This is a genomic window from Janthinobacterium sp. HH106, assembly GCF_001758725.1.
Taxonomy (GTDB): Bacteria; Pseudomonadota; Gammaproteobacteria; order Burkholderiales; family Burkholderiaceae_D; genus Janthinobacterium.
Genome location: NZ_LRIC01000043.1, coordinates 1 through 22748, shown reverse-complemented (window position 1 = coordinate 22748; position 22748 = coordinate 1). Strand labels below are relative to the sequence as shown.

At 63.3% G+C, this 22748-nt stretch carries 19 protein-coding genes; 17 read left to right on the top strand and 2 right to left on the bottom strand.

The window, feature by feature from the left end:
* Positions 1–42 precede the first annotated feature (42 nt).
* From JAB8_RS16540 to JAB8_RS16470, 15 genes are all read left to right on the top strand, one after another.
* Positions 43–1323, top strand: coding sequence for a M48 family metallopeptidase (locus JAB8_RS16540; protein ID WP_070290638.1), 1281 nt, complete (start codon positions 43–45; stop codon positions 1321–1323).
* Positions 1320–1685 (top strand): 4a-hydroxytetrahydrobiopterin dehydratase, encoded by a 366-nt coding sequence (locus JAB8_RS16535; RefSeq protein WP_070220087.1) that lies wholly within the window; start codon positions 1320–1322, stop codon positions 1683–1685. Before JAB8_RS16540 ends, JAB8_RS16535 begins: the two co-directional genes overlap by 4 nt.
* A complete protein-coding gene (gene rsgA / locus JAB8_RS16530; protein ID WP_034785059.1) occupies positions 1682–2587 on the top strand; it encodes a ribosome small subunit-dependent GTPase A in 906 nt (301 codons plus the stop codon). Before JAB8_RS16535 ends, rsgA begins: the two co-directional genes overlap by 4 nt.
* Before the next feature lie 267 nt (positions 2588–2854).
* Positions 2855–3310 carry a hypothetical protein gene (locus JAB8_RS16525; protein ID WP_070220085.1) on the top strand — a complete coding sequence of 152 codons (456 nt, stop codon included), beginning with the start codon at positions 2855–2857 and terminating at the stop codon, positions 3308–3310.
* A 180-nt stretch (positions 3311–3490) separates the two neighbouring features.
* Positions 3491–6340 carry an ATP-binding protein gene (locus tag JAB8_RS16520; protein WP_254679527.1) on the top strand — a complete coding sequence of 950 codons (2850 nt, stop codon included), beginning with the start codon at positions 3491–3493 and terminating at the stop codon, positions 6338–6340.
* Between the two features lie 287 nt (positions 6341–6627).
* On the top strand, positions 6628–7548 hold the full coding sequence (argF, locus tag JAB8_RS16515) for an ornithine carbamoyltransferase (protein WP_070290636.1): 921 nt from the start codon (positions 6628–6630) through the stop codon (positions 7546–7548).
* Between the two features lie 74 nt (positions 7549–7622).
* Entirely contained in the window at positions 7623–8858 is a 1236-nt protein-coding gene (locus JAB8_RS16510) for an argininosuccinate synthase (protein WP_034759383.1), read from the top strand.
* 312 nt (positions 8859–9170) lie between these two features.
* On the top strand, positions 9171–10982 hold the full coding sequence (locus JAB8_RS16505) for a methyl-accepting chemotaxis protein (protein ID WP_070290635.1): 1812 nt from the start codon (positions 9171–9173) through the stop codon (positions 10980–10982).
* 4 nt (positions 10983–10986) lie between these two features.
* Positions 10987–11445 (top strand): chemotaxis protein CheW, encoded by a 459-nt coding sequence (locus JAB8_RS16500; protein ID WP_070290634.1) that lies wholly within the window; start codon positions 10987–10989, stop codon positions 11443–11445.
* Positions 11442–12689: a protein-glutamate O-methyltransferase CheR gene (locus tag JAB8_RS16495; protein ID WP_070290633.1), complete on the top strand. Its 1248-nt coding sequence runs from the start codon at positions 11442–11444 to the stop codon at positions 12687–12689. Before JAB8_RS16500 ends, JAB8_RS16495 begins: the two co-directional genes overlap by 4 nt.
* Before the next feature lie 9 nt (positions 12690–12698).
* Positions 12699–13385 carry a chemotaxis protein CheW gene (locus JAB8_RS16490; protein ID WP_070290632.1) on the top strand — a complete coding sequence of 229 codons (687 nt, stop codon included), beginning with the start codon at positions 12699–12701 and terminating at the stop codon, positions 13383–13385.
* Positions 13382–15691, top strand: a complete 2310-nt coding sequence (locus JAB8_RS16485) for a hybrid sensor histidine kinase/response regulator (protein WP_070290631.1) — start codon at positions 13382–13384, stop codon at positions 15689–15691. The genes JAB8_RS16490 and JAB8_RS16485 overlap by 4 nt, the downstream gene beginning before the upstream one ends.
* A 10-nt stretch (positions 15692–15701) precedes the next feature.
* Positions 15702–16754, top strand: coding sequence for a chemotaxis-specific protein-glutamate methyltransferase CheB (gene cheB, locus JAB8_RS16480; RefSeq protein WP_070220069.1), 1053 nt, complete (start codon positions 15702–15704; stop codon positions 16752–16754).
* 10 nt (positions 16755–16764) lie between these two features.
* A complete protein-coding gene (locus tag JAB8_RS16475; protein ID WP_070290630.1) occupies positions 16765–17790 on the top strand; it encodes a diguanylate cyclase in 1026 nt (341 codons plus the stop codon).
* Positions 17791–17815: 25 nt separating this feature from the next.
* Entirely contained in the window at positions 17816–18130 is a 315-nt protein-coding gene (locus JAB8_RS16470) for a pyrimidine/purine nucleoside phosphorylase (RefSeq protein ID WP_070290629.1), read from the top strand.
* Here JAB8_RS16470 and murB read toward each other — a convergent pair whose 3' ends face one another.
* A complete protein-coding gene (murB, locus tag JAB8_RS16465) occupies positions 18131–19159 on the bottom strand; it encodes a UDP-N-acetylmuramate dehydrogenase (protein ID WP_070290628.1) in 1029 nt (342 codons plus the stop codon).
* 185 nt (positions 19160–19344) lie between these two features.
* Between murB and JAB8_RS16460 the strand changes: the two genes are divergently transcribed.
* Together JAB8_RS16460 and JAB8_RS16455 are read left to right on the top strand one after the other, a co-directional pair.
* Positions 19345–19830 carry a YajQ family cyclic di-GMP-binding protein gene (locus JAB8_RS16460; protein WP_034759416.1) on the top strand — a complete coding sequence of 162 codons (486 nt, stop codon included), beginning with the start codon at positions 19345–19347 and terminating at the stop codon, positions 19828–19830.
* A gap of 185 nt (positions 19831–20015) precedes the next feature.
* Positions 20016–21281, top strand: a complete 1266-nt coding sequence (locus tag JAB8_RS16455) for a nitronate monooxygenase (protein ID WP_070290627.1) — start codon at positions 20016–20018, stop codon at positions 21279–21281.
* A 54-nt stretch (positions 21282–21335) separates the two neighbouring features.
* Here JAB8_RS16455 and JAB8_RS16450 read toward each other — a convergent pair whose 3' ends face one another.
* The gene (locus tag JAB8_RS16450) at positions 21336–22634 is read right to left on the bottom strand and encodes a leucine-rich repeat-containing protein kinase family protein (RefSeq protein WP_254679530.1); all 1299 of its coding nucleotides are present in this window, start codon (positions 22632–22634) and stop codon (positions 21336–21338) included.
* Positions 22635–22748: the final 114 nt, after the last annotated feature.

Here is a 22748-nt window from a genome sequence, read left to right as displayed (position 1 = left end):
CTAATCAAACTAAATAATCAGCCATTTTCTCACAGGCACAGAATGTATTCACTCGCGTTTTCGATTTTGTTTGTATCCATCCTCGTTTTGACCCTGGCCGTGCGCTTCTGGCTCGCTTCGCGGCAGATCCGCCACGTGCTGGCGCACCGCGCGGCAGTCCCGCCCGAATTCGCGGAAAAAATCCCCTTGGCGGCGCACCAGAAGGCGGCCGACTACACGGTGGCGAAGACCAAGTTCGGCCTGCTGACCCTGCTGGTCAACTATGCCGTGCTGATTGGTTTTACCCTGCTGGGCGGCTTGCAATGGCTGGCGCTGCACCTGAATGACTGGATGGGCGCGGGTTCACCCATGCTGTACCAGATCGGCCTGATCGCCGCCTTTGCCATCATTTCCGGCCTGATCGACCTGCCCTTCGACTATTACCGCCAGTTTGTGCTGGAACAACGTTTCGGCTTCAATACCATGGCGCGCAAGCTGTTCTTCACGGACATGCTCAAGGGCGTGGGCCTGGGCGCTGCCATCGGCCTGCCGCTGATCTGGGTCGTGCTGACCCTGATGGCCAAGTCGGGCGGCCTGTGGTGGCTGTACGCGTGGTTCGTCTGGAGCGGCTTCCAGCTGCTGATGATGGTGCTGTTTCCCACCGTCATCGCGCCCCTGTTCAACAAATTCACGCCGCTGGCCGACGAAGCGCTGAAAAGCCGCATCGAAGGCTTGATGCAGCGCGTGGGTTTCGCTTCGAAAGGCTTGTTCGTCATGGATGGCTCGAAGCGCAGCGCCCACGGCAATGCGTATTTCTCGGGCTTTGGCGCCAACAAGCGCATCGTCTTCTTCGACACACTGCTGTCGCGCCTGGCGCCGCAGGAGATCGAAGCCGTGCTGGCGCATGAACTGGGCCACTTCAAGCTCAAGCACATCGTCAAGCGCATCGCCATGATGTTCGTCATCTCGCTGGGCTTTCTGGCGCTGCTGGGCTTCCTGAAAACGCAGCCATGGTTCTATGCGGGCCTGGGCGTCGACCCTGTCGCGCTGGCCTTGACGGGCCAGCCGACGGACGCGCTAGCCCTGCTGTTGTTCATGCTGGCCTTGCCCGTCTTTACCTTCCTGCTGGGACCGTTGACCTCGCTCAGCTCGCGCAAGCACGAATTCGAAGCCGACGCCTTTGCCGCCACGCACACGCAGGCGGACGACCTGGTCTCGGCCCTCGTGAAAATGTATGAAGACAATGCGTCGACCCTGACGCCTGACCCGCTGCACTCGGCCTTTTACGATAGCCACCCGCCGGCCAGCGTGCGCATCCGCCACCTGAAAGGGGCTACGACATGAATACGCCATCCACACTGCAAGAGCTGGCCCAACTGTCCTGCGCGCCGCGCCAGCACGCGCTGGGCGACACCGGCGTCGCCACCCTGCACGCGCTGCTGCCGCAATGGACAGTACAAAATGGCAAGCTGTGCCGCGACTTCGGCTTCAAGAATTACTACCAGACCCTGGCGTTCGTGAACGCCCTGGCCTATATGACCCATACGCAAGACCACCATCCGGAGCTCATCATTACTTACAAAACCTGCGCCGTGCGCTACGACACGCACTCGGTCAACCAGGGCGCCGGCGGCCTGTCCGAAAACGACTTCATCTGCGCCGCCAAGGCCGACCTCATTTACCAGAGCAGCCAGGTGGCCCCATGAGCGAAGGCAAGTTGACGGGCGTCATCATCGCCGCCCACGGCCGCCATTACCTGGCCGACGTGGACGGCGCCAAGCTGCAATGCGTAACGCGCGGCAAGAAAACCAATGTGGCCGTGGGCGACATCGTGCACCTGACGCGCACCTCGAACGACCAGGCCGTCATCGACCGCATCGAGGAACGCAAGACCCTGCTGTACCGCTCGGATCAGTACAAATCGAAGCTGCTGGCCGCCAATTTGACGCAGCTGTTCATCGTCGTGGCGACGGAACCGGGCTTTGCCGACGACCTGATCTCGCGCTCGCTGGTGGCGGCCGACGCGGCCGGCATCGAGGCGCGCATCATCCTGAACAAAACGGACGTGACCGCTTCGCTGGAACGCGCCCGCGAGCGCCTGCTGCCGTATTCCTCGATGGGCTATCCCGTCGATGAAGTGTCGGCACGCGCCGAACCTGAGCACGCCGTGGCCACCCTGGCGCCGCTGCTGGCGGGCCAGTCGTCGATCCTGATCGGCCAGTCGGGCATGGGCAAGTCATCCTTGATCAACCTGCTGGTGCCGGACGCCGACATCGCCGTGCGCGAAATCTCGGCCGCGCTCGACACGGGCAAACACACGACGACCTTTACGCGGCTGTACAAGCTCGATGAACTGGGCGCCAACAGTTCCATCATCGACTCGCCCGGCTTCCAGGAATTCGGTCTGTATCACCTGTCCGAAGGCATGCTCGAGCGCGCCTTCCGCGAATTCCAGCCCTACCTGGGCGGCTGCAAGTTCTATAACTGCCGCCACCTGATCGAGCCGCAATGCGCCATCCTGCAAGCCTTGTCGGAAGGCAAGATCGCCAAGATGCGCCATACCCTGTATGGCCAGCTGCTGCACGAATCGGCGCAGACGCTGTATTAACCACATGCCGCAGCACAAATAAAGCCACAACAAAACCTCGGTCGGCAAAATTTAATTTTGCGGCCGAGCTTGCTTTTCGACTTTAATCCCAAAACCGTTCATCCGCCGTTTTAGGCATTTCAGCGCGTCAAACCTGCCGCCCGTCGCCTGCCGCTGGCGATGGCCAGGCGCGTTTGCTAACTTGACACCAGTCGCTGCCGGAAACCCGCCAGCGACCACACGATCTAACTACTCTCCATCCTGCCATCCTGATCGAAGGTGAATGTCATGCTGACCAAACGCTTACTCCCCCTCCTCGTCGCTATCTTTGCCCTTGCCGGCGGCACGGCCCAGGCCCAAACCGCGATGACGCCGCAAGCCGCAGACAGCGTGCGCGTCACCTCTGGCACCTACTATCACGTCACGGCACAGGAAGCCTTAGACATCGAGCAGCAATACCGCCTGTCGAATGGACAACGGCTGGAAGTCCAGCAGCAGGACACCCATTTCTTTGGCCGCCTGATCGACGACAGGGAATTGCATGCAAAGCCCAGCGTGGAAATCTATCCCACCGGGCCGGGCCAGTTTGTCAGCAAAAAGGGCTCGACCTTCGTTTTCAGCAATACGGGCGAGCGCGTGGTGATCGACGACGCCCAGTTCCTGCCCGGCTTGCGCATGCCTGCCGACATGCGCAGCGCCAGCACCATGGACGGCAGCGCCCGCATCCGCCTCGTGTCACGCTAGACGCCTGCGGCCGGCCGTAGCACGGCCGGAGAAACGCCCTGTCGTGGCGGCCGGGCGGGACGCACAATTCTGCCCTGCGGACTGAACAATTCCCCTGAATGCAGCTTACAATGCGATGACGCATGGCCTGTGCGGTCGCAGGCTGGCGCCACTGTTTGCGGGGAGAATGCTTGAATGGAAATGTTCGCGCTCGAACATGACGTAGCGCAGTGGGAAAGCGCATTGCTGCCGTTGCGCGGCACCGGGCGCGTACCGCTGCTGCTGTTGCTGGCATGGCATTTGCGCCAGCGCAACTGCGCACAGGCTCTGCACCATGCAGCCGAAGCGGCAGCCTTGTTGCCCCACGTCCAACTGTCGCCACCCGCCTTGGCCCGCGCCCAAGCGCGTCTGCAACTGGTGCAGGCGGAAGTGGCATGGCTGCAAGGCGCACTCGATGCGGCCGAAAGCCTGGCCCTGGCGGCGCGCGCCACCTGCGAAGTACACGGCGACGGCGCCGGCTGCGCCGACGCCCACTGGCTGCTGTCCTCGATCGCCGTCGACCGGGGCGACCATGCCCGCTGCGACGCCGAACTGCTGGCCGCGGCGCAGCAAGCGCGTAGCGCCGGCGATGCGATGCGCGCCGGCCTGGCCGACGCGGCCACGGCGCGCTGGGCCGTCTTGCACGACGCGCCGGCCGCCCAGGTCCGATGGGGCGGCCACTTCCAGGCCGACGGCGCCAGCGGCAAGCTGCCCGCGCCGCTGGCCGCCTGGGTGCACGACTTTCGCGGCTTGCTGGCGCACACGTCGCGCGACCTGGGCACGGCCGCCGGCCACTACATGCAAAGCTATGAGGCGGCCCTGGAAAGCGGCCAGCTGCGCGGCGCGATCACGGCCGCCATCAATATCGGCGACTGTTTCTCCAGCCTCAACGACAACGAATCGGCCCTCGAATGGATGCAGTGCGCGCTGGACCTGGCGCGTCCCACCGGCTGGCCGCGCAGCATCGGCGCCTGCCAGACGCATACGGCCGAAACCATGCGCAAGCTGGGGCGCCTGGCCGACGCCGAAACACTGCTGCGCGAAGCGCTGCACATCCTGGCCCCCGTGGCGGGCGCGCGCACCTATGCCAATGCCCTGTTCCACTTGGGCGAACTGAGCCTGGACAAGGGCGACTACGACACGGCGCTCGACGCCTTCAGCCGGCTGGCGCAGCGCGCCGAAGCGCTGGGCCAGGCCGATTTCCGCAGCATGGCGCAGCGCGGCAGCGCCCACGCGCTGTCCTACCTGGACCGTCCGGACGAGGCGCTGCAGGCGGCCGAACGGGCTTGCCAGCTGGCCACGGCGCAAGGCGACGCCATGCACCAGGTGGCGGCGCTGCGCGTTTTGTCCATGCTGCATGCGCGCCACGACTTGCCGCCGCCCGCAGGCATGCAGGAACGCAATCCCGCCCTGCATTTCCTGCACCAGGCACTGCAGGTGGCCGACTCCATCGAAGGCTATGTACCGCCGGGCGAACTGCTCGATGCGCTGGCGCGCGAGTACGCGCATGCGGGCGACTATGCGCGCGCCTACGATATCGCCCTCGCGGCGGGCGTGGCGCGCGAAAAAAGCCACACCCAGCAGGCGAGCAACCGCGCCACCGCCATGCAGGTTTACCACCAGACGGAACATGCGCGCTCGGAAGGCTATCACCACCGCGAACTGGCCGCCTCCGAAGCGCGCCGCGCCGAAGTATTGCAGCAGACCAGCGAGACCCTGGAGCGGCTGTCGGCCATCGGCCAGGAAATCACCACGCACCTCGACGCCAGCGCCGTGTTCCAGGTACTGGACCGCCACGTGCATGCCTTGCTGCCAGTCAACACCTTCGCCGTCTACATGCTCGATGCGGCGGGCACGGCGCTGCGCCGCGCGCACGGCGTGGAAGCCGGCCGGCCCCTGTCCGACAACGCCATTCCACTGAGTAACCCGCGCGCCTATTCCGTGCGCTGCCTGCTGGGCCGGCGCGAAGTGTATATCGACCAGGTGCCGCCCAAGCGCCACGCCTACACCGTGCCCGGCACCCTGCATAACCAGAGCGTGCTGTACGTGCCCTTGACGGTGGGCGAACGCGTGCTGGGCGTGATGACGGTGCAGGCTTGCCATGCACATGCCTACGGCGAACGCGAACGCCTGATCTTCCGCACCCTGTGCGCGTATGGCGCCATCGCGCTCGACAATGCCAGCGCCTACCGGCAACTGCAAGACGCCCAGGCGCAACTGGTATCGCAGGAAAAACTGGCCGCCCTCGGTTCGCTGATGGCGGGCGTGGCGCATGAACTCAACACCCCGATCGGCAACAGCCTGCTGATCGCCAGCACCATGCTGCAAAAGACGGAAGACGTGGAACGCCTGATGAACGGTCCCGGCCTGCGACGCTCGGACCTGGCCGCCTACATCGACGATGCGGGCAAGGCATCGGCGCTGGTGATGCGCGGCCTGCACAGCGCGGCCGACCTGGTCAACAGCTTCAAGCAGGTGGCCGTCGACCGCACCACCGAACAACGGCGCCAGTTCGACCTGCAGCAGGTGAGCAATGAAATCATCGCCACCGTCATGAACCGCATCCGCAGCTCGGGCCACCGCATCGAGACGGATATCGCGTTCGGCATCTCGCTGGACAGCTATCCGGGCCCGTTCGGCCAGGTGATCACCAATCTGATCAACAACGCCCTGCTGCACGCCTTCGCTCCCGCGCCCAATGACGGCGCCGCCGGCAAGGGCTGCATGCGTTTGTCCGCCACGCCCGATGGCGCGCGCGTGCGGATCGTCTTCGCCGACAATGGCGGCGGCATCGCCCAACAGCATTTGTCGCGCATCTTCGACCCGTTCTTTACCACCAAGCTGGGCCAGGGCGGCAGCGGCCTCGGTTTGTCGATCAGCTACAACATCGTCACGGCCCTGCTGGGCGGCACCATCCAGGTGGCCAGCAGCCCCGCCGGCACGCATTTCACGCTGGACTTGCCCCTGGTGGCGCCGCAGATCGATGCGGCCAGCCCGGCCAGCATCTATTGATGCCGGCAAGACCATGGCTGGACGCGGATACTTGTCTACACAAGTACCCGTCCGGCCAGTCTTTCCAATCTAAAAGCAAAACCCTTATAATTGAATGGCTGAAGTCCCTGCCATTGCATGATTTACAACTTGGCAAACCGCATCGACCCGCGCGACAAACAGGCGCGGGCACCGATCAACACAGCAGCGCGCCGGGCGAGGCAGTCATCAGACGAGATGTTGTACGCTGATGCAACCCGGCGGGAAAGGCACGCCGCCGGCGGCCTGCGCATCTTCAAGTGGTCATTATGTCGACAAAAAAACCGATCAAGCACTACCTCCAGTTCTCCGATTTCACGTTGGAAGAGTATGAATATGTGATCGAACGCGCCCATCTGATCAAGCGCAAGTTCAAGAATTACGAAATCTACCATCCACTGATCGACCGCACCCTGGTGATGGTCTTTGAAAAGAACTCCACCCGCACGCGATTGTCGTTCGAAGCCGGCATGCACCAGCTGGGCGGCGCCGCCATCTACCTGAACACGCGCGACTCCCAGCTGGGCCGCGGCGAGCCGGTGGAAGACGCGGGCCAGGTCATGTCGCGCATGTGCGACATCATCATGGTGCGTACCTTCGGCCAGGAAATCATCGAGCGTTTCGCCGCCAATTCGCGCGTGCCGGTGATCAATGGCCTGACCAATGAACACCACCCGTGCCAGGTCTTTGCCGATATCTTCACCTACATCGAACACCGCGGTTCGATCGCCGGCAAGGTCGTCGCCTGGATCGGCGACGCCAACAACATGCTGTACTCGTGGCTGCAGGCAGCCGAAGTGTTCGGCTTCCACGTCAACGTATCGACGCCGAAGGGCTACGACATCGACCTGTCGCAAGTCAAGACGGAGCGCTACACCTTCTTCGCCAACCCGTCCGACGCCTGCGAAGGCGCGCACCTGGTCAACACGGACGTGTGGACCAGCATGGGTTACGAGGCGGAAAACGCGGCCCGTATCGCCGCCTTCGACGGCTGGATCGTCGATGGCGCGAAGATGGCCCGCGCCGCGCCCGACGCGCTGTTCATGCACTGCCTGCCCGCCCACCGCGGCGAGGAAGTGGCCGCCGAAGTGATCGACGGCCCCCAATCGGTCGTGTGGGACGAGGCGGAAAACCGCTTGCACGTGCAAAAAGCGCTGATCGAATACCTGTTACTCGGTAAAATCCAATAATTCGCCCGGCACTGCATAAAAAAAAACCTGGCAGCATCGCAATACATACATCGACAACGACAACTGGAAGCAATATGAGCGACATTAAAAAAGTAGTCCTGGCCTATTCCGGCGGACTCGACACCTCCGTCATCCTGAAATGGCTGCAAGATAACTACCAGTGCGAAATCGTCACCTTCACGGCCGACCTGGGCCAGGGCGAAGAACTGGAACCGGCGCGCGCCAAGGCCATCAAATTCGGCATCAAGCCGGAAAACATCCATATCGAAGACGTGCGCGAAGAATTCGTGCGCGATTTCGTCTTCCCGATGTTCCGCGCCAACACCGTGTATGAAGGCGAATACCTGCTGGGCACCTCGATCGCCCGTCCGCTGATCGCCAAGCGCCTGATCGAAATCGCCAACGCCACGGGCGCCGACGCCATCTCGCACGGCGCGACCGGCAAGGGCAACGACCAGGTGCGTTTCGAACTGGGCGCCTACGCCCTGAAGCCAGGCGTGAAGATCATCGCCCCATGGCGCGAGTGGGATCTGCTGTCGCGCGAAAAACTGCTGAAGTACGCGGAAGACGCCGGCATCGAAATCGACATGAAGCACAAGAACGGCGGCGCGCCGTACTCGATGGATGCCAACTTGCTGCACATCAGCTTTGAAGGCCGCCACCTGGAAAACCCGAGCGCCGAAGCGGAAGAAACCATGTGGCGCTGGACCGTCAGCCCTGAAAAGGCGCCGGACGAAGCGGAATACCTGGACATCGAATACGAAAAAGGCGACATCGTCGCCATCAACGGCGTGCGCATGTCGCCGGCGACCGTGCTGGCCGAACTGAACAAGGTTGGCGGCAAGCATGGCGTTGGACGCCTGGACCTGGTGGAAAACCGCTACGTCGGCATGAAGTCGCGCGGCTGCTATGAAACCCCGGGCGGCACCATCATGCTCAAGGCCCACCGCGCCATCGAATCGATCACCCTGGACCGCGAAGTGGCCCACCTGAAAGATGACCTGATGCCGCGCTACGCATCGATGATCTACAACGGCTACTGGTGGGCGCCCGAGCGCGTTGCCCTGCAAACCCTGATCGACCACACGCAGGAAACCGTGAACGGCTGGGTACGCATCAAGCTGTACAAGGGAAATGTCATCGTTGTGTCCCGCGATTCGAAGACCGATTCGCTGTTCGACATGAACATCGCCACCTTCGACGAAGACGGCGGCGCCTACAACCAGGCCGACGCCGGCGGCTTCATCAAGCTGAACGCCTTGCGCATGCGCATCGCCGCCATCGCCCGCGAAAAACGGGGCCAGAAGTAATTAGTTAGCCAGGGGGCACCTGCTCCCGCGCCAGCTCAAGCCGCCCACGGGCGGCTTTTTTACGTTTGAAACGCACTCGGCCGCGATTTACGGCCCTGCGCGCGCCCGGATCACCCCCATTTTGCTGTCCGCATGGCAAAATGCTACAGTGCAATTTAGAGCACCTAACATAACCTACTGCGCGGCGCGATTTGCGGCCTGCGATGCTCACTGTGCATGCGCACAGTTGCGCTTCTCAGCCGCAACTCGCTGCCGCTCGCTACGGTTCTGTTAGGCGCTCTTAGTCGAAAACTTCCCGCTTCCGGAGCCACCATGTTCAAAGACCTGAGTATCAAGAATAAACTGTACCTGGGCTTCGGCTCCATCGTGGCCATCATCCTGATCCTGCTGGGCGTGGCCTACAACAGCTTTTCGCGGCTGTCCGAGGCTAATGCATGGGACCGCCATACGATGGAAGTGCTGGTCGAGATCGACAAGATCCACAATTCCATCCTGCAAATCCAGGTGGAAGCGCGCGGTTTCATCCTGACCGGCAACGAAGCCTCGCTGACGCCGGAAACCGATGAAACGGCAATGCTGAGCCAACACACGCAAAAAGCCATCGCCATGACGGTCGACAACAAGCTGCAGTCGGAACGCTTCCGCAAGATCGACCAGCTGACCACCACCTGGGTCAAGGAATGGATCACTCCCCTGATCGAGAAGCGCCGCGCGCTGGGCAATGCCCCGGGCGCCACGGAAGCGGTGGCGCGCTCCATGCCGCCAAGCGGCTACCCGGCTGTCGCGCAAGCGAACAAGCTGCTCGACGAAGTGGCCGCCGAGGAAACCCGCTTGCTGGCCGAACGCACGGCCACCACGGCAAAATTGCAGGAAACCATGATGTTGACCCTGGCCTTGGGCGGCCTGCTGTGCGTGGTGCTGGCGCTGGGCATTTCCTATCTGCTGGGCCGTGCCATCCTCGGCCCGCTGAACAGCCTGACGGACGCCGTCGGGCGCATCGCCGGCGGCGAGCAAAGCGCGCGCGCCGCCATCCTCTCGCGCGACGAACTGGGCAAGGTAACGGAAGAGTTCAACCGCATGGCGCAAACCATCCAGGACAACCAGGCCAACGAATTGGCCGCCACCAACACCTTGCGGGCCAAGGTCGATTCCTTGCTGGATGTGGTATCCAAGGCGGCCTCGGGCGACCTGACGGGCAAGGTCAGCATCACGGGCAGCGATGCCATCGGGCAACTAGGCAATGGCCTGGCGAAGATGTTCGAAAACCTGCGCAGCCTGCTCAACAATGTACAAAAGGCCGGCATCCAGGTGACGACGTCCGCCACGGAAATTGCCGCCTCGGCGCGCCAGCAGGAAGCCACGGGCATTGAGCAAGCGCAAACGAGCGTGGAAATTCTCAGCACCACCAAGGAAATCTCGGCCAACACGAGCCAGTTGCTCAAAACCATGGAAGACGCCACCGCCGTGGCCGACTACACGACGAATGCCACGGCCGAAGCGCAGAATAACCTCAAGCGCATGGATTCGACCATGCAGCATATGGTTTCGGCCACCGATTCCATCAACGCCAAGCTGGCCGCCTTGTCGGAAAAGGCCAGCAATATCAATAGCGTGCTGATCACCATCACGAAGGTGGCGGACCAGACCAACATCCTGTCGCTGAACGCCGCCATCGAGGCGGAAAAAGCGGGCGAGGCGGGCCGCGGCTTTTCCGTGGTGGCGACGGAAATCCGCCGCCTGGCCGACCAGACCTCCGTTTCCACCTGGGATATCGAGCAAATGCTCAAGGAAATGCAGTCGGCCGTGTCCGCCAGCGTGATGGGCATGGATAAATTCTCAGAGGAAATTCGCCGCAGCGTGGGCGAAGTGCGCCAGGTGGCCGAGCAGCTGTCGTCCGTGATGGACCAGGTCCAAAAGCTCACGCCGCAGTTCGACGCCGTGCTGCAAGGCATGCAGTCGCAGGCGATCGGCGCCTCGCAAATCTCCGACACCATGATGCAGCTCAACGACGCCACGCAGCAAACGGTGGAGTCATTGAAAGCCACCAGCGAGGCGGTGCACCAGCTGCAATATGCGGCGGGCGACCTGCAGTCGAGCGTATCGACCTTCGCCGTCACCATCTGATCCCATGAAAGTGCTGCTCTTTCACATCGGACGCGACCGCTATGGCCTGCCCCTGGCCGGCATCGTGCGCGTGCTGCCGCTGCTGGAGCTGAAGCAGTTGCCGCTCACGCCAGACTACGTGGCCGGCCTGATGGACTTGCACGGCACGCCCGTGCCCGTGATCGACCTGTCGCGCCTGGCCGGGCTGCCGCCCGCCGCCGCGCAGTTCGACACGCGCATCGTCATCGTCGACTACCGCGCACCGGACGGCGGGACGACGCACGCGCTGGGCTTGCTGGCCTCGCAGGTGCGCGGCATCGCCGACATCGCCCCGCAAGGGCTTGAGGACAGCGGCGTGGCGACGGCGCCCTTCCTGGGCCAGGTGGCCAGCGACGCCGACGGCATCGTGCAGCTGGTCGAGCTGGAACACCTGCTGCCGCCGGACGTGCGCGCGCTGCTGTTTCAGGAAGCGAGCGCGGCATGACGGCGCAAGCCCTGCTGCGCCGCGCGACCGGCCTGTCGGTGTCCAAATCCGTGGCCGAGCGGGCCGTCAATCAGCGCATGGAGCGGACGGGCTTTGCCGATAGCCAGGCTTACCTGCAGGCGCTCACGCCGGCCGAAATGACGCAATTGATCGAACTGGTGGTGGTGCCCGAATCGTGGCTGTTCCGCGACCCGCAGGCGTTCTACGCCACCGTCGAACTGGTGCAGGAACGCTGGGCGCGCGGGCGCGCCACGCGCATCCTGTCGATCCCGTGCGCGGGCGGCGAGGAACCGTATTCGATGGCCATGGCGCTGCGCGACGGCGGCGTGCCGAAACAGGCGTTCAGCATCGACGCGTATGACCTGAGCCCCGGCTGCATCGAGCGGGCGCAGGCCGGCGTGTATGGCCGCAACGCCTTCCGCGCGCAGGACGTGGCCTTCCGCGAACGCTATTTCACGCACGTGGCCGACGACGCCTACCGCATCATCGACTCCCTGCGCGACCAGGTGACCTTCAGGCAGGGCAATCTGCTGCAGTTCGATACCGCCAGCTGCAACAAACATTACGACGTCATCTTCTGTCGCAACCTGCTGATTTACTTCGACAAACCGACCACGCGCGCCGCCATCGCCAACCTGTCCGCCCTGCTGGCCGACGACGGCATGCTGCTGGCCGGTTATGCGGAAGTGCCGTCGTTCTGCCAGAACGGCTTTGCGCCGCTGCAGTTCCGCCAGGCTTTCGCCCTGAAGAAGGAAACAGCGGCGCCGGCCAGCCCCGTGCTAGTGGCGCCGCTGCCTGTCGCGCGTCCCCTGCGCAGCGTGCCGCCCGCGCCAGGGCGCGCTGCAGTAGCAGCCCCCTCTTCCGCCGCGTCGGCGGTGCCGCGCACGCGCCCCGTGTCCGTGCCATCGCCCGCGCCGGCAGCGCAAGCCGATTTGCTGGCAGAGGCGCGCCTGCTGGCCGACCGCGGCCAGTTGCGCGAGGCCGGCGACAAATGCCACGCGCACCTGGCGAAAGTGCCCGAGGCGGCGGAAGCGTATTTCATGCTGGGCATCATCAATGAACTGGCCGGCAAGATGGACCTGGCCGACGACTACTGGCGCCGCTGCATCTACCTGCAGCCCGACCATTACGAGGCGCTGTGCCATCTGGCCCTGCTGGCCGAACGCAATGGCAACCAAACGGCCGCCGCCACCCTGAAGGCGCGCGCGGCACGCATTTACGAGCGCCGCCAGGCGTCCAACTAAGGGGCAAGCATGACAAATCTCATCGCCACCGAGTCCCCCGCTGCTATTGACGACTGCTGGAACCATATCGGCGTGGTCGGCGACCAGAGCTGCCCCAAGCTGCCAGCCAACGTGCATTGCCGCAACTGCGACGTGTACGCGGGCGCCGCCCGGCGCAACCTGCAACGCCCCGTGGACGAACACTACCAGCGCGACTGGGCCAGCCACTTCCGCCAGATCGATGCGGGCGGCGAAGTGCGCGACAGCTCGGCGCTGGTATTTCGCATCGGCCGCGAATGGCTGGCGCTGCCCACGCGCGTGTTCGACGCCGTGGCGCCGCAAGCCAAGCCGCATGTGCTGCCGCACCGCAGCGGGCGCGGCCTGTCCGGCATCGTCAATATCGGCGGCAAGCTGTATCCATGCATGTCGCTGGCACACCTGCTTGGCATCGACGAACAGGGCGCGCCGCCGGCCCGCGGCCGCCACACCTTTGCGCGCCTGCTGCTGCTGCGCTGGGAAGAACAAGCTTACGCCCTGCCCGTGGCCGACCTGCACGGCATCGTGCGCTACGCCTCGGCCAAGGTGCAGGCGCCGGCGGCGACCATCAACAAGGGCCTGTCGCGCTTCCTGTCCGGCGTCATCACCGAGGGCGACATGCGCATCGGCTGCCTCGACACGGCGCTGATCGGCTTTCAACTTGCGAGACTATTACGATGAGCCAGGACCAGCACGGCGACCTGAGCGCCTTTTCCATGCTGGACCTGTTCCGCATGGAGGCGGACAGCCAGACCCAGATTCTCACCGACGGCTTGCTGGCCATGGAGCGCCATGCGGGCGACGCGGCGGCCGTCGAGGCGATGATGCGCGCGGCGCACTCGATCAAGGGTGCCGCCGCCATCGTCGGCCTGCAGGTAGTGGTGCAGCTGGCGCACGGCATGGAAGACAGCTTTGTCGCCGCCCAGCACGGCCGCTTGAAGCTGACGCCGGAACGGGTCGACGTACTGCTGTCGGGCGTCGACCTGATCGTGCAGCTGTCGCGCCTGGACGATGCGGGCGCCGAAGCGTGGCTGGCCGCCAATGCGGCGCAGATCGACCAGACCCTGAACGCCATCGCCGGCATCGCCGACCTGCCCGAATTGCCGGCCCTGCCCTCGTTGCCTGCCTCCGCTCCCGCCCCCTTGCCGCAGGAAACGCCCAACCCGACCGAACTGCAGGCTCCCGTGGCCAGCGGCCTGGCAGGCGAAGAGCCTGAGTCGGCGGCCGCGCCTGCCCCGCGTGCGGGTGCCGCACCGGCCAAGGCTGTGGCGCAAAACTTCGACAAGCTGCTGTCGCTGGCCAGCGAATCGCGCATCAATGCGCACCAGATGCACCCGTTCGTCGGTGCCCTGCAGCGTTTCAAGCGCAACCAGAGCAGCCTGTTTTCCGCCATCGAGCACCTGCACGAAGCCATTGCCCGCTTGGCCGACCCGGGCCTGATGGAAAAGTCCCTGCTGGCGCTGCAAAAGACGCAACCGCTGAAGCAGTTCATGCTCGAGCACATCGCCGACATCGAAACCTATGAGCGGCGCCTGCTGGCCGTCTCGCAAGGCATGGTCGACGAAGTGCTGGCCCTGCGCATGCGCCCTTTCCGCGACGGCATCCATGCGTTTCCGCGCATGGTGCGCGACCTGGCGCGCAGCCTGGGCAAGGAAGTGCAGCTGGAGATCGAAGGCGAAGACACCCTGGTCGACCGCGACATCCTGGCGAAGATCGAAAGCCCGCTGAACCACATGCTCAGGAATGCCATCGACCATGGCATGGAAGGCCCGTACGAACGCATCGACGCGGGCAAGGAAGCGATGGGCACGATACGCATGGAGGCGCGCCACCGCGCCGGCATGCTGAGCATCGAGATCAGCGACGACGGGCGCGGCGTCGACCTGGAAAAAATCCGCCAGTCCGTCATCGAGCGCAAGATGGCCAGTCCCGCCATGGCCGCCGCGCTGTCGCCGGGCGAGCTGCTGGAGTTTTTGTTCCTCCCCGCCTTCAGCCTGAAGGCGACGGCCAATCAATTGTCCGGGCGCGGCGTGGGCCTCGACATCGTGCACGAGACGATACGCCAGCAAAACGGCACGGTGCGCCTGGAATCGGAGCCGGGCCGCGGCTTCCGCGCCCTGATCACCCTGCCGCTGACGCAATCGATCGTGCGCGCGCTGGTGGTCGACGTGCACGGCGAAGCCTATGCCATCCCCATCGTCAAGGTGGAAAGCGTGGTGCGCGTGCCGCAAGCGGCCATCCATACCCTGGAAAACAAGCAGTTCTTCGAACTCAAGGGCGAACATCTGGGCCTTGTGTCGGCCGCGCAGGTGCTGGAACTGGGCGAAGCGGCCAGCCAGACCGACGATTTGCCGGTGGTGGTGATCGGGCGCGGCAAGCAAAGCTATGCGCTGGTGGTCGACGCCATCCGCGGCGAGCAAAGCCTGGCGGTGCAGGCCATCGATCCGATCTTCGGCAAGATGCGCGACATTTCCGCCGCCGCCCTGCTCGACGACGGCGAGCCGGTGCTGATCCTCGACGTGCCCGATTTGCTGCTGTCGATCGACAAGCTGCTGCACGAAGGCGGCCTGCACCAGCTGGCGCAGGCGGGCCACGCGCAGCAGCGCCGCGCCAAGCGCATCCTCGTCGTCGACGATTCGCTGACGGTGCGCGAGATGGAGCGCAAGCTGCTGCTGGCGCGCGGTTTCGAGGTCGACGTGGCCATCGACGGCATCGACGGCTGGAACGTGGTGCGCAGCGGCGAGTACGACCTGGTGATCACCGACGTCGACATGCCGCGCATGGATGGCATCGAACTGGTCTCGCTGATCAAGAAGGACCTGCACCTGCACAAGCTGCCGGTGATGATCGTCTCGTACAAGGACCGCCCGGAAGACCGCGCGCGCGGCCTGTCCGCCGGCGCCGATTATTATCTGACCAAAGGCAGCTTCCACGACGAGACCTTGCTCGACGCGGTGGCCGACCTGATAGGAGATGCCCGCTTATGAGCCGTCATTCATGAAAATTGCCATTGCCAACGATGTCGCCATGGCCGCCGAGGCCCTGCGCCGGGTGGTCGCCAGTACGCAGGAACACCAGGTGCTGTGGATCGCCCGCACGGGGCTCGAGGCCGTGCGCATGTGCGAGGGCAACCGCCCCGACCTGATCCTGATGGACCTGAACATGCCGGAGATGGATGGCGTGGAAGCGACGCGCCTGATCATGGAGCAAAGCCCGTGCGCCATCCTCGTCGTCACGGGCCGCCCGCAGGACAATGTCAACCAGGTCTTCCGCGCGCTGGGCGCGGGCGCGCTCGACGTCACGGCCACGCCGGTGCTGCAGGGGGAAGTGGGCGGCGACAGCGAACTGCTGGCCAAGATCAAGACCATCGGCAAGCTGATACGCCACAGCGCCGAAGCACCGCCGCCGCGCCCGGCGAACGGCAATAACGGCGAACGGGGCGACGGCCAGGTATCGACCCTGGTGGCCATCGGCGCCTCGACGGGTGGCCCCTCGGCCGTGGCCAAGGTGCTGGCCGGCTGGACGGCGCCGCCCGGCTGCGCCATCGTGGTGGTGCAGCACATCGATGAAACCTTCGCCTCGCACTTCGCCAAATGGCTCGATGACCAGCTCAGCATGCCCGTGCGCGTGATCGCCGAAGGCGATGAACTGGTGTCCGGCACGGTACTGATCGCCAAGACCAATGACCACTTGCTGCTAGATCAAAATTATCGTTTGGGTTACGATGCAGCACCGCGCGACTATGTTTACCGCCCGTCCGTCGATGTCTTCTTCAACTGCGTGGCGCAGCACTGGCGCGGCGACGCCATCGGCGTATTGCTCACAGGCATGGGGCGCGATGGCGGCGACGGCTTGCTGGCCATGCGCCGCGCAGGCAAGACGACGATCGCGCAAGACCAGGCCAGCAGCGCCGTGTATGGCATGCCGCGTGCGGCGGCTGAACTCGATGCGGCGCAGCAAATCCTGCCATTGGATAGAATAGGCGCCAGCCTGCGCGGCCGCCTGGGCGCCAAACTCAACAATGGGTGGGAGCCCTCCCCTAACATCTGAAAAGAATGCAATGCCAGAATTCTCCTCCAGCTTCACCCAGCATGAACCCGCATTGACCGAATTCAAGGTCAGCGTGCTGCTGGTGGACGACCAGTTGATCATTGCCGAGGCAGTCCGCCGCATGCTCAGCGACCAGCAGGATATCGAATTTCATTATGTGACCGACGCCACGCAGGCGCTGGACACGGCGCAGCGTTTGCAACCGACCGTCATCCTGCAAGACCTGGTGATGCCGGGCATCGACGGCTTCGCCTTGATCCAGCAGTACCGCGAAAACGAGGCGCTCGCGCACGTGCCGGTGATCGTGATGTCGGCCAAGGACGACCCGAAACTGAAGGCCCACAGCTTTGCCGTCGGCGCCAACGATTATGTGGTGAAACTGCCGGACCGCCTGGAGCTGCTGGCGCGCATACGCTACCATTCCAACGCGCACATCAGCCGCCTGCAGCGCGACCAGGCTTTTCGTTTCCTGCGCGAAAGCCAAAAGAACCTGGCGGACGCGAACATTGAATTGCAGAAACTGGCCGCCCTCGATGGCTTGACGGGCATCGCCAACCGCCGCCGTTTCGATGAAACCCTGCATTTCGAATGGCAGCGGGGCCAGCGCGACAAGGCGCCGCTGAGCCTGCTGTTCTGCGATATCGACCATTTCAAGAGCTATAACGACCATTTCGGCCATCTGGCGGGCGACCTGTGCCTGAAAAAAGTTGCCGCCGTGCTCACGGAACATTTGAAACGCCCGGCCGACCTGGCCGCCCGCTACGGGGGTGAGGAATTCGCCCTGATCCTGCCGGAAACGGAAGCGGCCGGCGCGCTGCTGATCGCCCAAGCATGCCGGCGCCATCTGGAAGGCTTGCAGATCGAAAACCCGGCGGCAGGCACGGGCATCGTCACCATCTCGATCGGCGTGGCCACCGTCGTACCTTCGCCCGACTCGACGGTCGAGCAACTGATCAACCGCGCCGACCAGGCCCTGTACGCGGCCAAGCGCGGCGGACGCAACAGCGTGCTGAGCGCCGATGACGTCCAGGACTGATTTTTAACAGCAAGGAAAGTGAAGCATGAGCACACAACTGGACAATGTCAGCGTCGTCAAGAAGTCGAATATCTACTTTGACGGCAAATGCGTCTCGCACAACGTCATCCTCGCCGATGGCACGAAGAAAAGCGTGGGCGTGATTTTCGCGTCATCGCTGCGCTTCAACACGGGCGCGCCGGAAACGATGGAAATCGTCGGCGGCCTGTGCAAGGTGCGCCTGGCCGACGCGACGGAGTGGAACAGCTATGGCGCGGGCACGGAATTCAAAATCCCGGGCAATAGCTATTTTGACATCGAAACAACGGAAACCGTGGATTACGTCTGCCACTTCGCTTGATTAAACAAACACAGGCTCGGGCGACAGGCGCACGCCATATTTCGCCTCTACATCATCCTGTATCGCTTCCGCCAGCCGGGTAATGTCCGCGCCACGAGCGCCGCCATTATTCACAAGAACCAGCGCCTGCTTGGGATACACTCCCGCGGGCCCCAGGTTTTTCCCCTTCCAGCCACACTGATCGATCAGCCAGCCGGCCGCCAGCTTTTCCGTGCCATCGGGCTGCGCATGGTGCACCAAGGCGGGGAAACGTTCCAGCAAGGCAAGACATTGCTCGCGTGACACCACGGGATTCTTGAAGAAGCTGCCCGCATTGCCGATCACGGCCGGGTCCGGCAATTTTCTCCGGCGGATCGCCATCACCGTGTCGGCCACCTGTTGCGGCGTCGGTTCGGCAAGATTGCGCTCGGCCACGGCCTGCGCCAGTTCCGCGTAGCGCAAGTTCGGCTGCCACTCGGCGGGCAAGGCAAACGTCACTTCCAGCACGATCAGCTCGCGCCCGTCGGCCTGCTTGAAGATGCTGTCGCGATAGGCGAAACGGCAGGCGTCGCGGTCCATGTCGAAGACGATGCCGCTGGCGCTGTGCATGACGCTCACCTTATGCAGATAATCCTTGATTTCCACGCCATACGCGCCGATATTCTGGATAGGCGCCGCACCCACCGTGCCGGGGATCAAGGACAGGTTTTCCAGTCCGCCCACGCCTTGTGCCAGGGTCCACTGCACGAAGTCGTGCCAGTTTTCGCCGGCCGCGGCCGTGACGAGTATCGTCTCGAAGTCCGCCTGCGCCAGGCGCATGCCGCGCGTGGCCATGTGCAGCACGGCGCCGGGAAAATCGCCCGTCAGCACGATGTTGCTGCCGCCGCCCAATATCAGGCGCGGCATGGCGGACAGGGCGGGATCTTGCAGCGCGGCCTGCAGCTGGGCCTGCGAAGTAATGCGTACGTAGGCGGCCGCATGGGCCGCGATGCCGAAGGTATTCAGGCGCTGGAGGTTGTAATTGTGTTCGATGGTGAGCTCTGGATGCATGGGATAGGGAAATTTTGCTCGATTATAGAGCGAAAGCGACAAAAAACCACCTCAGGACAAGGGCGACTTGCCCGTTGTCCGTTAAAATGTCGCATCTTTAACAGGGCCGTCCCATGGCGCAGAATCAGCCGCCAAGGCCCAGCGCGCCGAGCGCGCGCTCGCTTTAACAAGAAAAGGAACAGACCATGCCGTCATTTGATGTAGTCTCCGAAGCCGATATGATCGAAGTCAAGAATGCCGTCGAGCAATCCAACAAGGAAATCACGACCCGCTTCGACTTCAAGGGCAGCGATGCCCGCGTCGAACACAAGGAAAACGAATTGACCGCATTCGCGGATTCGGAATTTCAGCTCAGCCAGGTGCGCGACGTGCTGACCAATAAATTGACCAAACGCAAGGTCGATGTGCGCTTCCTCGACGAAGGCGACATCAAGAAGATCGGCGGCGACAAGGTCAAGCAGATCATCAAGATCAAGAATGGCATCGAATCGGATGATGCCAAGAAAATCGTGCGCGTCATCAAGGACAGCAAGATGAAAGTGCAAGCGAGCATCCAGGGTGAAGCCGTGCGCGTCACGGGCGCCAAGCGCGACGACCTGCAAGCGGCCATGGCCATGCTGCGCAAGGACGTGCCCGACATGCCGCTGGAATTTAACAATTTCCGCGATTAATTTCGATGATGCGCACGCTCCGGCCTGCGCTTGCACCGGCATGGCGGCAAGCTGCCTCGGAGCACCTGCCCGCTTGGGGTAGAATTGAAGCTGCGCACAGCTACATGCGCCCGCGCGCCTGAGACCGGCAGCGGGCTTGACCGTACATCTGGCTCAGTGATAACCACGGTAGTCTAAGGATAGCAATGAAACGTGTTGATGATTTCCGCCTGCGATTTGGCAAAAAAGAATATGTGCCCATCATGATAGGCGGAATGGGTGTGGATATTTCCACGTCGGAGCTGGCCCTGGAAGCGGCACGGCTGAACGGTATCGGGCATATCTCCGATGCCATGGTGGAAGACGTGTCGGATCGCCGTTTCGACACCACCTTCGTCAAAGACAAGACGAAACTGTACAAATTCAACATCAATAACAGCGACAAGGCCGTGGTGCAGTTCGACCTGGGCCGCCTGGCGGAAGCGCAGCGTCTGCACATCGGCCGTACCATGGAAGCGAAAAAAGGCGATGGCTTGATCTTCGTCAATTGCATGGAAAAGCTGACCATGAACGGCCCCCGCGAAACCTTGCGCGTGCGTCTGAATGCGGCGCTGGACGCCGGCATCGACGGCATCACCCTGTCCGCCGGTCTGCACTTCGGTTCGTTCGCCTTGATGGCCGACCATCCGCGTTTCCGTGACGCCAAGCTGGGCATCATCGTCTCGTCCGTGCGCGCCTTGCAGATTTTCCTGCGCAAGAACGCCAAGCTGGACCGTTTGCCCGACTTCATCATCGTCGAAGGACCCTTGGCCGGCGGCCACCTGGGTTTCGGCATGGACTGGGCCAATTACGACCTGCACACGATCACGGCTGAACTGCTGGCCTACCTGAAAGCCGAACAGCTGGACATCCCGCTGATCGCCGCCGGCGGCATCTTCACGGGCAGCGACGCAGTTTCCTTCCTGGAAGCGGGCGCAGCCGGCGTGCAAGTGGCGACGCGCTTTACCGTCACCAAGGAATGCGGCTTGCCGAACAAGGTCAAGCAGGAATACTACAAGGCCTCGGAAGAAGACATCATCGTCAACGGCGTCTCTCCGACCGGTTACCCGATGCGCATGCTGAAGAACACGCCCGCCATCGGCGCCGGTATCCGCCCAGGCTGCGAATCGTATGGCTACCTGCTCGACGCGACGGGCAACTGCGCATACATCAACTCGTACAACCGCGAAGTGGCGGCCCATCCGGAACAAAAAACCGTCGTCGTGATGGACAAGACTTGCCTGTGCACGCACATGCGCAACTTCAACTGCTGGACCTGCGGCCATTACACGTATCGCCTGAAGGACACCACGCACAAGCTCGACAACGGCGAATACCAGATCCTGACGGCCGAACACGTCTTCAAGGATTACCAGTTCAGCGTCGACAACCAGATCGCCCTGCCGGAAAAAGAAATCCTGGTAGCGGGCTGAATATTGTCAGCCTGACATGAAAATGGCGCAGCCTGCGAAGGCTGCGCCATTTTTTTATGCGGGGAGCATCTGCCGCAATGCCCGTTCGATCACGTCGAACTTGGGCCGTCGCAATACTTCTTCCTGCAGGCAAGCATCCATCATGGCCTGCAGACTGGGCATGGACGCCGCGCAATGCGCGATCAACTCGCCCAGCAGCACGCCAAAGGCGCGCGCCTCTATGCCCTGCAACACCTCCCCTTGCGCTGAGCCGGGCGCAAACATCGACGCCGCGCCAAAATCACCGAGCAGGCAGGCGCCACCGTCCGCATGCAGGATATTGTGTGCATACAAGTCGCCATGCACGATCCCGTGCGCATGCAGCTGGCACACGGCCGAGGCGATGCCTTGGGCAATGGCCAGGGCTTGCGGTGCCTCAAAGCGCACGCCCTCGGCATACACATCACGCGTGCATGATGACAGGCTGGGCGGCCCGGCGAGGTTGCGGTAGGCAACATCGATCAGCGGCATGACCAGTCCCAGCGCCCCTTGCGGATGCGCATCGAGCGTCCCGAGGATGGGGATCAGGCCCGGATGGGCGCCGGCGCCGACACAGGCAGCCATTTCGCTGCGCGGCAAGCCGTCGCTGGTTATCGCCCCCTTGAACACTTTGACGGCAACATCCTCGATACCATCGAGGCGGGCGCGGTAAATCACGCCCGATGCCCCCTCGCCCAGCTGCTGCGCCAGTTGCAGGCGCGGCCAGGCCAGGCCCGCCGTCCCGGCGCCGCTCAGGGCCGCCAGTTCACGCGCTTCCGTAAAGGGATTGCCCGCATACGCGAGCCAGCTCAGGCATGGCAAGGCCAGCAGGCAATCGGGGAGCGCCGTGAAGCGGTTGGCGGCGATGCGCACCAGTTCCAGCTTGCGGCAGTTCACCAGCGATGCCGGCAAACTGCTCAGGCAATTTCCCGCCAGCATGAGTTTCTGCAATTGCCGGCACTTGCCGAGTTCATCAGGCAAGACTTCGATGGCATTGTCGGTCAGCGTCAGCCAGCGCAGTGCGGCGGGCAAGGCTGCGGCCGGCACGTGGCGTATGCGGTTCGCCTTGAAGCCGATCATTTCCAGCCCAGGACAGGAACCGAGCACGGCCGGCAAGGTAGTGAACAGATTATCCGAGCAAAATATGATGCGCAGCTTGTGCAGGCGCGGCAGATCGTCGGGCAGCGAGGATAGCGCATTGCCGGACAGGTCGAGGATTTCCAGGCTGTCGGCCAGGTCGAAGATCTCGCGTGGGAAGTCCGTCAAGCCGCAGGACAGCTTCAGGCGGCGCAGGCCGGCCAGTTGGCCGGCGCGTAATTGCTCCAGTGTATGCAAGGCAGACAAGATATTCCTTTCAAGGTGGCACCCGGTCGATGCCATGCATCAAATCATTGGACGTAAAAAAACCCCAACCGGATCACCGGAAGGGGTTTTTTCGAATAACAAGCC

Excerpts from the sequence above, each read along its gene's own strand:
- argF (WP_070290636.1), top strand. The coding sequence starts at position 6,628 with ATGTCGACAAAAAAACCGATCAAGCACTACCTCCAGTTCTCCGATTTC.
- JAB8_RS16510 (WP_034759383.1), top strand. The coding sequence starts at position 7,623 with ATGAGCGACATTAAAAAAGTAGTCCTGGCCTATTCCGGCGGACTCGAC.
- JAB8_RS16520 (WP_254679527.1), top strand. The coding sequence starts at position 3,491 with ATGTTCGCGCTCGAACATGACGTAGCGCAGTGGGAAAGCGCATTGCTG.
- JAB8_RS16490 (WP_070290632.1), top strand. The coding sequence starts at position 12,699 with ATGACAAATCTCATCGCCACCGAGTCCCCCGCTGCTATTGACGACTGC.
- JAB8_RS16485 (WP_070290631.1), top strand. The coding sequence starts at position 13,382 with ATGAGCCAGGACCAGCACGGCGACCTGAGCGCCTTTTCCATGCTGGAC.
- JAB8_RS16540 (WP_070290638.1), top strand. The coding sequence starts at position 43 with ATGTATTCACTCGCGTTTTCGATTTTGTTTGTATCCATCCTCGTTTTG.
- murB (WP_070290628.1), bottom strand. The coding sequence starts at position 19,159 with ATGCATCCAGAGCTCACCATCGAACACAATTACAACCTCCAGCGCCTG.
- JAB8_RS16505 (WP_070290635.1), top strand. The coding sequence starts at position 9,171 with ATGTTCAAAGACCTGAGTATCAAGAATAAACTGTACCTGGGCTTCGGC.
- JAB8_RS16495 (WP_070290633.1), top strand. The coding sequence starts at position 11,442 with ATGACGGCGCAAGCCCTGCTGCGCCGCGCGACCGGCCTGTCGGTGTCC.
- JAB8_RS16475 (WP_070290630.1), top strand. The coding sequence starts at position 16,765 with ATGCCAGAATTCTCCTCCAGCTTCACCCAGCATGAACCCGCATTGACC.
- JAB8_RS16470 (WP_070290629.1), top strand. The coding sequence starts at position 17,816 with ATGAGCACACAACTGGACAATGTCAGCGTCGTCAAGAAGTCGAATATC.
- rsgA (WP_034785059.1), top strand. The coding sequence starts at position 1,682 with ATGAGCGAAGGCAAGTTGACGGGCGTCATCATCGCCGCCCACGGCCGC.
- JAB8_RS16500 (WP_070290634.1), top strand. The coding sequence starts at position 10,987 with ATGAAAGTGCTGCTCTTTCACATCGGACGCGACCGCTATGGCCTGCCC.
- cheB (WP_070220069.1), top strand. The coding sequence starts at position 15,702 with ATGAAAATTGCCATTGCCAACGATGTCGCCATGGCCGCCGAGGCCCTG.
- JAB8_RS16455 (WP_070290627.1), top strand. The coding sequence starts at position 20,016 with ATGAAACGTGTTGATGATTTCCGCCTGCGATTTGGCAAAAAAGAATAT.
- JAB8_RS16535 (WP_070220087.1), top strand. The coding sequence starts at position 1,320 with ATGAATACGCCATCCACACTGCAAGAGCTGGCCCAACTGTCCTGCGCG.
- JAB8_RS16525 (WP_070220085.1), top strand. The coding sequence starts at position 2,855 with ATGCTGACCAAACGCTTACTCCCCCTCCTCGTCGCTATCTTTGCCCTT.
- JAB8_RS16460 (WP_034759416.1), top strand. The coding sequence starts at position 19,345 with ATGCCGTCATTTGATGTAGTCTCCGAAGCCGATATGATCGAAGTCAAG.